General features: G+C 75.1%; 7 protein-coding genes. 4 read left to right on the top strand and 3 right to left on the bottom strand.

Translation table 11 applies throughout. The features are described 5' to 3' along the window. Window positions 1-127: 127 nt before the first annotated feature. Both ACFV0Q_RS33670 and ACFV0Q_RS33675 read left to right on the top strand, forming a co-directional pair. Entirely contained in the window at window positions 128-1,723 is a 1,596-nt protein-coding gene (locus ACFV0Q_RS33670) for a molybdopterin-dependent oxidoreductase (RefSeq protein ID WP_385010627.1), read from the top strand. 282 nt (window positions 1,724-2,005) lie between these two features. Further along, window positions 2,006-3,076: an alpha/beta hydrolase gene (locus ACFV0Q_RS33675; protein ID WP_385010629.1), complete on the top strand. Its 1,071-nt coding sequence runs from the start codon at window positions 2,006-2,008 to the stop codon at window positions 3,074-3,076. A gap of 14 nt (window positions 3,077-3,090) precedes the next feature. Here ACFV0Q_RS33675 and ACFV0Q_RS33680 read toward each other — a convergent pair whose 3' ends face one another. Continuing rightward, window positions 3,091-4,329 carry a cytochrome P450 gene (locus ACFV0Q_RS33680; protein ID WP_385010631.1) on the bottom strand — a complete coding sequence of 413 codons (1,239 nt, stop codon included), beginning with the start codon at window positions 4,327-4,329 and terminating at the stop codon, window positions 3,091-3,093. A gap of 199 nt (window positions 4,330-4,528) precedes the next feature. Here ACFV0Q_RS33680 and ACFV0Q_RS33685 point away from each other — a divergent pair, with 199 nt between their 5' ends. Further along, entirely contained in the window at window positions 4,529-5,278 is a 750-nt protein-coding gene (locus tag ACFV0Q_RS33685; RefSeq protein WP_385010633.1) for a TetR/AcrR family transcriptional regulator, read from the top strand. A gap of 96 nt (window positions 5,279-5,374) precedes the next feature. Here the strand turns inward: ACFV0Q_RS33685 and ACFV0Q_RS33690 are convergent, their stop codons facing one another. Both ACFV0Q_RS33690 and ACFV0Q_RS33695 read right to left on the bottom strand, forming a co-directional pair. Further along, window positions 5,375-6,442 carry an enoyl-CoA hydratase/isomerase family protein gene (locus ACFV0Q_RS33690; RefSeq protein ID WP_385010635.1) on the bottom strand — a complete coding sequence of 356 codons (1,068 nt, stop codon included), beginning with the start codon at window positions 6,440-6,442 and terminating at the stop codon, window positions 5,375-5,377. Between the two features lie 152 nt (window positions 6,443-6,594). Beyond that, on the bottom strand, window positions 6,595-7,371 hold the full coding sequence (locus tag ACFV0Q_RS33695; protein ID WP_385010637.1) for an AraC family transcriptional regulator: 777 nt from the start codon (window positions 7,369-7,371) through the stop codon (window positions 6,595-6,597). A gap of 189 nt (window positions 7,372-7,560) precedes the next feature. Here ACFV0Q_RS33695 and ACFV0Q_RS33700 point away from each other — a divergent pair, with 189 nt between their 5' ends. Beyond that, complete coding sequence (locus ACFV0Q_RS33700) at window positions 7,561-8,691, top strand: MFS transporter (RefSeq protein ID WP_385010639.1); 1,131 nt, start codon at window positions 7,561-7,563, stop codon at window positions 8,689-8,691. The last annotated feature ends 102 nt before the right edge of the window (window positions 8,692-8,793 follow it).

Consider the following 8,793-nt stretch of genomic DNA (forward strand, 5'->3'; position numbering starts at 1 on the left):
CCCCGACCACCAGCCCGCTGGTCCTCCTGCCCCTGCCGGCCACCCGGTAGGACCCGGCCGGTCCGGACCGGCCGGGCTCGGAGCGCCGTCCCGGCAGGGGTGGGGCGGCGAGTGGAGGTGAGTGGCGATGGGCTCGGCGCAGAAGGAGCGGTCCGGTGGGCGCTGGGCGCCGGCCGCGGGCGGTGCGGTCAGCGGGCTGGTCTCCGCGTTCGCCGGGCTCGCGGTGGCGGAGCTCGCGGCGGTGGCCGTGCGGCCCGAGGCGGCCCCGCTCACCGCGGTCGGCGGGGCGGTGGTCGACCGTACGCCGGCCGCCGTCAAGGAATGGGCGATCCGCGCCTTCGGCACCTCCGACAAGCTCGTGCTGACCCTCGGGATCACCGTCGTACTGGCGCTCCTCGCCGCCGGGACGGGAATCCTCGCCGTACGCCGCCTCCGCGCGGGCCTCGCGCTCGCCGCGGCGGTCGGCGTGATCGGAGCGGTGGCCGCCCTCTCCCGCCCGGAGGCCACCTGGAAGGACGCCCTGCCTTCGCTGGCCGGCGGCGCCGTCGCGGCGGGGACGCTGTACCTGCTGGTCACCGCCCTGCGACGGCCCCGCCCCACGCCCGGCCGGCCCGGCGGGACCTGGCCGATGGACCGGCGCGGCTTCGGACGGCTGGTGGCGGCCACCGTCGCGGCCTCCGCGGCGGCCGGACTGGCCGGGCGGCGCCTCGGCGCGCACGGCTCGGCGCGGGCGACGGTCTCCCGGGCCGACCTCGTCCTGCCGCCGCCGGCCGTCCCCGCGCCGCCGGTGCCCGCCGGGGCGGACCTGCGGATCCCCGGCCTCTCCCCCTTCCTCACCCCCACCGGGGACTTCTACCGCGTGGACACCGCCCTGGTCGTCCCCCGCGTCGACGCCGACACCTGGCGGCTGACCCTCCACGGGGACGGGGTCACCCGCCCCCTGACCCTCGGCCTGCGCGACCTGCTCGCCCGGCCGCTGGTCGAGCACGACATCACCCTCACCTGCGTCTCCAACGAGGTCGGCGGCCCGTACGCGGGCAACGCCCGCTGGCTCGGCGTACGCCTGGCCGACCTGCTGCGCGAAGCCGGGGTGCGGCCGCCGTCGGAGGGCGGCCCGGCGGACCAGCTGGTGGCCGGTTCGGTGGACGGGATGACGATCGGCACGCCCGTCGAGACGGTGATGGACGGCCGGGACGCGCTGCTGGCCGTCGGCATGAACGGCGCACCGCTCCCCTTCGCGCACGGCTTCCCGGTCCGGATGGTCGTACCGGGCCTGTACGGGTACGTGTCCGCCTGCAAGTGGCTGCGCGAGCTGCGGCTGACCACGTTCGCCGCCTACGACGCGTACTGGGTACGGCGGTCGTGGGCCCAGCAGGCAGCCGTCAAGACGCAGTCGCGGATCGACACCCCGCGCCCGTTCGCCGACGCGGCGCCGGGGCGGGTGGCGGTGGCGGGGGTGGCGTGGGCGCAGCACCGGGGCATCGCCCGGGTGGAGGTACGGGCCGACGGCGGCCCGTGGCGGGCGGCCTCGCTGGCGGCCGCCGACGGGGTCGACACCTGGCGCCAGTGGGTGTGGCCCTGGGACGCGACGCCCGGACCCCACACCCTGGAGGTCCGCGCCACGGACGGCACGGGCCAGGTCCAGCCGGGCACCCGCACGGGCACCATCCCGGACGGCGCGACCGGCTGGCACACGATCACGGTGAACGTCCGCTCGTCCTGAGCCCCGACCGCACCGGCCGCCCCGGGCCGCCGCGCACCCCCGGTCACCGACGCTCGGCAGACCCTGCCCCGGGCCCCCGGCACCGGCCCGCCGGGCGGTCACCCGGACGGGTGAGCGTCGCGGGACCGCGTCGCCGCCGGTGCGGCGCTCCCGCCCGGCCCCCGCCCGCGGCCGCCCCCGGCGACACGTCGCGCCCCCGCCTCCACCGCCCCGGGCGGGCCGTACATTGAGGGCCCGTCAGGGGCACCGTCCGCCCGCCGTTCCGCGTCAGGAGCCGACGCCGTGGAGCTGACCAGCACCTCGTTCCTCGTCACTCTGATCGCCGTCACCGCGCTCGTCATGCTCCTCGCGCTGCTGCTCTGGAACCGCGTCCCGGGGCCCGGCCCGGTGCGGTGGGCGGCCCGGGTGCTGATGATCGCCCTGTGCCAGCTGACGGCGATCTGCGTGGTGGCCACCTGGATCAACGGCAGTTACGGGCTCTACGCCTCCTGGGACGACCTGCTCGGCAGGGGGACCGGCGAGAACGCCTCCGCGATGACCGGGCCGCCGCTCGGCCGCGCCAAGTTCACCCGGGGCAGCGACGGCACCCTCGGCACGTACTTCCGCGGCAGCCACTCCAAGCTCGCCGGCCAGGTGATCGTGTGGACTCCCCCGGGCTACGACGACCCGGCCGCGGCCGGGACCCGTCTCCCGGTACTGATGCTGCTGCACGGGTACCCGGGTTCCCCGCGTTCCTGGATCGACCTGGGGTCCATGCCGGGGGGCCTGGAGCAGCTCGTACAACTCGGCACCGCCCACCCCTTCATCCTGGTGATGCCGGAGATCTATCCGGGCGGGGTGAACACCGACTGCAGCGACACCCCGCAGCGCAAGATCGCCACCTGGCTCACCCAGGACGTGCCCGACCTGGTCGCGAAGAACTTCCGTACGCTGCCCGAGCCGAAGGGGTGGGGGCTGATGGGCGTCTCCACCGGGGCCTTCTGCGCGGCGAAGCTGCCGTTGCAGTACCCGAAGGTGTTCCGGGCGGGCGCGGCCCTGGACCCGGACCCGCTGACCGGGGACGCGGAGGTGCTGCCGGATCCCGCACTGCGCGAGCGCAACAGCCCGATGTGGCTGGTCCGGCACGCGAAGGCGGCGGACGTCGGGCTGTTCCTGGCCACCTCCGCCCAGGACAAGGACAGCCCGCCCCGGCAGCTGGCCGCCTTCGCGAAGGCGGCGCAGGGCACCGGGGTACGGGTGAAGACCCTCGTCCGCCCGTCCGGCGGGCACAACTTCCAGACCTGGACGGGCATGTACCCCGAGGCCCTGGGCTGGCTCAGCACCGAACTCTCCGCGCCCGCGAACCCCTCGTAGCAGGAGGAAGGCCGTCAGCCCAGGCGGACCGGCAGCACCTCGACGCTGTTGCCGATGAAGCTGCGCTGGTACGGGAGTTCGCCCTCCGCCGCGGCGAGGTCGAGGCCGGGGAAGCGGGTGAAGAGCCGCTCCAGGGCGATGGTGGCCTCCAGCCGGGCGAGCGGGGCGCCGACGCAGTAGTGCGCTCCGTGCCCGAAGGAGAGGCTGCGGGCGGCGGTGGGCCGGGTGAGGTCGAAGCGGTCGGCGTCCGGGCCGTGGAAGGCCTCGTCGCGGCCGGCGGCCGTGTAGCCGGCGAGGACGGGGGTGCCCTGTGGGATCACGGTGCCGTCGAGGGTGAGGTCGCGGGTGGGGTAGCGGAACGGGAACCAGCTGACCGGTCCGTCCCAGCGCAGGGTTTCGTCGACCACGTCCGACCAGCTCGCCTTGCCGTCCATGACGAGGGCGAGCTGGTCGCGGTGGGTGCACAGGGCGCGGACGGCGTTGGTGATCAGGTTGAGGGTGGTCTCGTGGCCCGCGACGAGCATCAGCCGCATGGTGCCGATGAGTTCGGCCTCGCTGAGCCGGTCGCCGTCCTCGTCGCGCGCGGCGATCAGGGCGCTGGTGAGGTCCTCGCCGGGCGCGGCGCGGCGGGCGGCCGCGATGGCGGCGATCAGTTCGACGAGTTCGCGTACGGCGGCCATCACCTCGGCGGGGGTGGTGTCGGTGGCGATGATGACGGTGTGGGAGAGGTCGTGCAGGCGGCCGCGGTGCTCGGGGTCCACGCCCAGCAGTTCGCAGATGACGCTCATCGGCAGCGGCAGCGCGACGTGCGTGCGCAGGTCGGCGACCCCGTCGGCGGATGCGGCGGCCGCCCCGGCGAGGTCGTCGAGGAGGGCGTCGGTCAGCTCGGCGACGCGCGGGCGCAGCCGCTCCACCTGACGGGCCGTGAAGGCGTTGCCGACGAGGGAGCGCAGGCGCCGGTGGTCGGCGTCGTCGGCCGTGTGCATGCCCTGGGCGTTGGCGAAGACCCGCAGGGGCCAGTCGGCGGGGATGGAGCCGTCGTGCAGGGCGGGGAAGTGGCGGGCGTCCTTGGCGACGTCGGGGTGGGCGAGGAACTCCTTGAGCGCTTCGTGTCCGAGGACGACGGCGCCGGGCACCCCGCCCGGGAGGACGACCTCCGCCACGGAGCCCTGGGCGCGGAGCCGGGCGTTGAGCGCGTGCGGGCAGCCGCCGGCGGGGTCTATGACGTGCCGGGGCGGGGTCTGCGACGACAAGGCGGTCTCCAGGTCCGGTGAACGGGGCTCGGGCAACAGTGCGGCCTCGACGGCCCGTTGTTCAAGCCCCGACCGGCCCGTCCCGTGTCGCGGAGCACCGCGGCGGCCCGCGGAAGGGTGCGGGTCCGCGCGGGACACGCTCCCGAATCGCACTGTACGCACGCTGCGTACAGTGTCCGCAAGGGGCTAGGGTGGGGGTATGTCCTCTTCAGAGCAGCAGAATCCCGCCCCGGCCTCCGTCCCGTCCGTCTGGACCCGGCCGCGCCGCCAGAAGGAACAGCCCGCGCTCAGCCGGGAGCAGATCGTCGCGGCCGCGGTCCGGCTGCTCGACGCCGAGGGCATCGAGGCGCTCAGCATGCGCAAGCTCGGCACCGGGATGGGCACCGCCGCCACCTCGCTCTACCGGCACGTGGCCAACAAGGACGAGCTGATCGAGCTCGTCGTGGACGAGGTCTACGGCGAGCTCGAACTCCCCGAGGCCGGCGGTCCGGACGGCTGGCGCGCCTCGCTGTCCCACAGCGGGCACAGCCTGCGCGACATGGTCCTGCGCCACCCGTGGGTGGCGTCGGTCCTCGGCCAGGTCGGACTGGCCCACCTGGGCCCGAACCTGATGCGGATGTCGGAACGGATGCTGCGCCTCGCACAGACGGCGGGCTTCCCGCCCGGCGAGGCGGACCTCGCGATGAAGGCGGTCATCTCCTACGTCATCGGCGCCACGACCAGCGAGGCCTCCTACCTCTCCCTCCTGTCCCGCAGCGGGATGAGCGAGGCCGAGTGGCTGCGGTCGCTGATGCCGAACGCCGACGAGGCGCTCGAACGGCACCCGCTGACGAAGGACCACGCGGTCACCTGGCACGACCGGGATCCGGCGCGGATGCGCGAGGAGAACTTCGACTACGGACTCCAGCGGGTCCTCGACGGCCTGGCCACCCGCATCGTCCGCGACTGACCCCCGGACCGCGCCCGGGCGTCGGCCCGCGCCCGGCCGTCGGCCCGCGGGAAATCAGCCTCGGGGCCCGGGAAGAACGTCAGGCCCCGGGGAACGTCAGGCCTCGGGGAACGTCAGCTCGCGGCCCTCGCCGAGCGGTGCGAAGAACCGCTCCACCGCCGCCGCCCGCACCTGGACCAGGGCGGCCGGGGACCAGCGCGGACATCGGTCCTTGTCGATCACCTGGGCGCGGATGCCCTCCACCAGGTCGGGCGTGGACAGGGCGGCGCTGGAGACCCGGTACTCCTGCTCCAGCACCCGCTCCAGCGAGTCCAGTTCCCGGGCGCGGCGCAGCGCGGCCAGCGTCACCTTGAGGGCCGTGGGGGACTTGGCGTGCAGGGCCTTGGAGGCCTCGCGGGCCGCCGGGAGGCCGGTGCCGAGCAACCGGGAGTGGATCTCCTCGACGGTGTCGGCGGCGTAGCAGCGGTCGATCCACTCCCGTTCGGCGGCGAGTTCGCCCTCGGGGCCGACGGGGATGGCGTAGCGGGCCACGACCTTGTCCGCGGGGGCGCCGTCCTGGCCCTCGGCGAGGTCCAGCGTCAGCTCCTCCAGGAAGTCCGAGGGCACGTAGTGGTCGGCGAGCCCGCACAGCAGGGCGTCGGCGGCGCCGACCGCCGCGCCGGTCAGGGCGAGGTGCGTGCCGAGTTCACCGGGGGCCCGGGACAGCAGGTGGGTCCCGCCCACGTCGGGGACGAAGCCGATGCCGGTCTCGGGCATGGCGACGCGGGAGCGTTCGGTGACGATGCGGACGCTGCCGTGCGCCGAGACCCCGACGCCGCCGCCCATCACGATCCCGTCCATGAGGGCCACGTAGGGCTTCGGGTAGCGGGCGATGCGGGCGTTGAGCCGGTACTCGTCCCGCCAGAAGCCGAGGGAACCGGTGGTTCCGGCCTTCGCGTCGGCGTGGATGGCCCGGATGTCCCCGCCCGCGCACAGGCCGCGCTCGCCCGCTCCGCGGATGAGGACGTGATCGACCGCGGGATCGTCCTCCCAGGCCGTCAGCGCCTCCGCGATTCTCACCACCATGGGGCGGGTGAGGGCGTTGAGGGCCTCGGGGCGGTTGAGGGTGATCACCCCGGAGCGGCCCTCGGTCTCGATCAGAACGGTGTCGTGTTCGGTCTTCACACCGGCCAGTATGTCGGTTAGAAAGCCCGGCGAAGATCGTTTCAGACGATCTCGATGATCTTCCGAGCCGTCCGGGGACGTGCGGAGGCGTGCGGAGGCGTACGGGGTTCTGCGGGGTTTCGCGGGGCGAACGACCGGTTTCCGCCACCGCCTCAGGAGGGGTGCGCGCCCGGCGTGTGCCCGAACGCGCGGCGGAAGACGTCGATGAAGGCGCTCGCCGAGGACCATCCGCAGCGGTGGGCCACGGCCGTCACGGGGGTGCCGACGGCCAGCAGCCGCAGCGCCTGGTGCAGCCGCAGCTGGGTGCGCCACTGCGGGAAGGTCATGCCCAGCTCTGCGCGGAACAGCCGGCTCAGCGTCCGCTCCCCCGCCCCCGCCCCGGCGTCCGCGGCGAGCGCCGCCAGCCCGCGCGGATCGGCCGGGTCGGCGTACAGCAGGGCGCAGACGGCGGCCAGGCGCGGGTCGCCGGGCGCGGGCAGGTGCAGCGGCTGGAGCGGGGAAACGCGCAGCTGGTCGAGGAGGACGCCCAGCATGCGGCGCCGGGCCGGGCCGCGCTCCCGGGGCTCCCGGGTGTAGGCGAGGATCAGCTCGCGCAGCAGGGGGCCGACGGCGATCACGGCGGGGGCGTCCAGGTCCAGCGGGTTGTGGCGGGTGGGCAGGCCGACGCAGTGCAGGTCGGTGCGCCCGTACGCGCGGTGCTCGTGCACGGTCCCGGCCGGGATCCACAGGGCCCGGGTGGGGGGCGCGACCCAGGTGCCGGAATCGGTGGTGATCGACAGGACGCCGGAGGCCGCGTAGGCGATCTGGTGGTCGTCGTGGCGGTGGGCGTCGATCCCGGTGTGGGTGTCGAGGTGGTTGACGTTGGTCGGGGCGCGCCGGGCGTGCCGGACCTGGGGGTGGCCGGTACCGGCCTGGCGGTTTTTCTGCATCGCCCGGCAATTTATCGGAAGCGGGACGACTGCGGCCCGGGCGATCCTCGATCGGTGAATTCAATCGATCCAGTGAACAGCGAACGTTCTTCTTCCGTTCCTCCGCCCGGGGTTGAAGCCGGGGGTGGACGCGGGGCTGAAGCCGGGGTGGGACTCGGCGCTGAACCCGGGGCTGAACACCGCGCCCCGATGGCCCGCCGCACGGCGGCCTTCGCCGCGGGTCACGCCTGCGTGGACGTCTACCAGGGCGCGGTCGCCGCGCTCGTCCCCTTCCTCGTCTCCGAGCGGGCCTACGGGTACGCGGCCGCGTCCGGCGTCGTGCTCGCCGCCTCGCTGCTCTCCTCGGTGGTCCAGCCTCTGTTCGGGGCGCTCACCGACCGCCGGGAGATGCCCTGGCTGATCCCGCTGGCCGCGGCCGCCGCCGGGCTCGGGATCGCGCTGGTGGGGGCCGACGCCGGGTACGCGGCCACGCTGGCCGCCGTCGCGCTCTCCGGACTCGGGGTCGCCGCCTACCATCCGGCGGCCGCCCGGCTGGTGCGTACGCGGCTCGGCGACGGGCACGCCGCCATGGGGTGGTTCGCGCTGGGCGGCAACATCGGCTTCGCGTGCGCGCCGCTGCTCGTCGCGGCGGCGCTGTCGGTGTCCGGACCGGCCGGGTGGGCGCTGCTGGCGCTGCCGGCGGTGGCGGGCGTGCTCCTGGGACGGGCGCCGGGCGGGCGGGGGGCCTCCGAGAAGGGCTCGGACGGCACGCGGTCGAGGAGTGCGGGCGCCGAGGACCGGCGGGCGTTCGCGCGGCTGTCGCTCGTGGTGGTCGTACGGTCCGTGGTGTTCATCGGGCTGAGCACCTTCATCGCCCTCTACGTGCGCGAGCGCGGCGGGGGCGACACGGCCGGGGCCGTCGCGCTGTCGGCCCTGTTCGCGGGCAGCGCCGGGGGCACCCTGCTGGGCGGGCGGCTCGCGGCACGCTGGGGCCGGGTCACCACCGTCCGGCGGGCGTACGCGGCCGCCGCACCCGCCGTCGCCGGGATCCTGTTCCTCCCCCTGCCCCTGGCGTACGGGTGCGCCGCGCTGGCCGCCGCCGCGCTGTACGTGCCCTTCTCCCTCCAGGTCACCCTGGGCCAGGACTACCTGCCGACCCGGATGGGCACCGCGAGCGGGGTCACCCTGGGCCTGACCGTGAGCGTCGGCGGACTCGCGAGCCCGCTGATCGGCGCCGCCGCCGACGCGGCCTCGCTGCGCACCGCGCTGCTGCCGCTGGCCGTGCTGCCGCTCCTGGCCTGGGCCCTGGCCCGCCGCCTGCCGGAGCCGCCGACGGCCTGACCGGGACGGGACCGGCGCCGAGACCATCAGGTCACCTTGCAAGTTTGCCTGTCCATCTCTACGGTTGATCCATGACACCGGAAGCCGGAACGGAGCCGGAAC

It is taken from the genome of Streptomyces sp. NPDC059564 (genome assembly GCF_042735575.1).
Classification (GTDB): Bacteria; Actinomycetota; Actinomycetes; order Streptomycetales; family Streptomycetaceae; genus Streptomyces.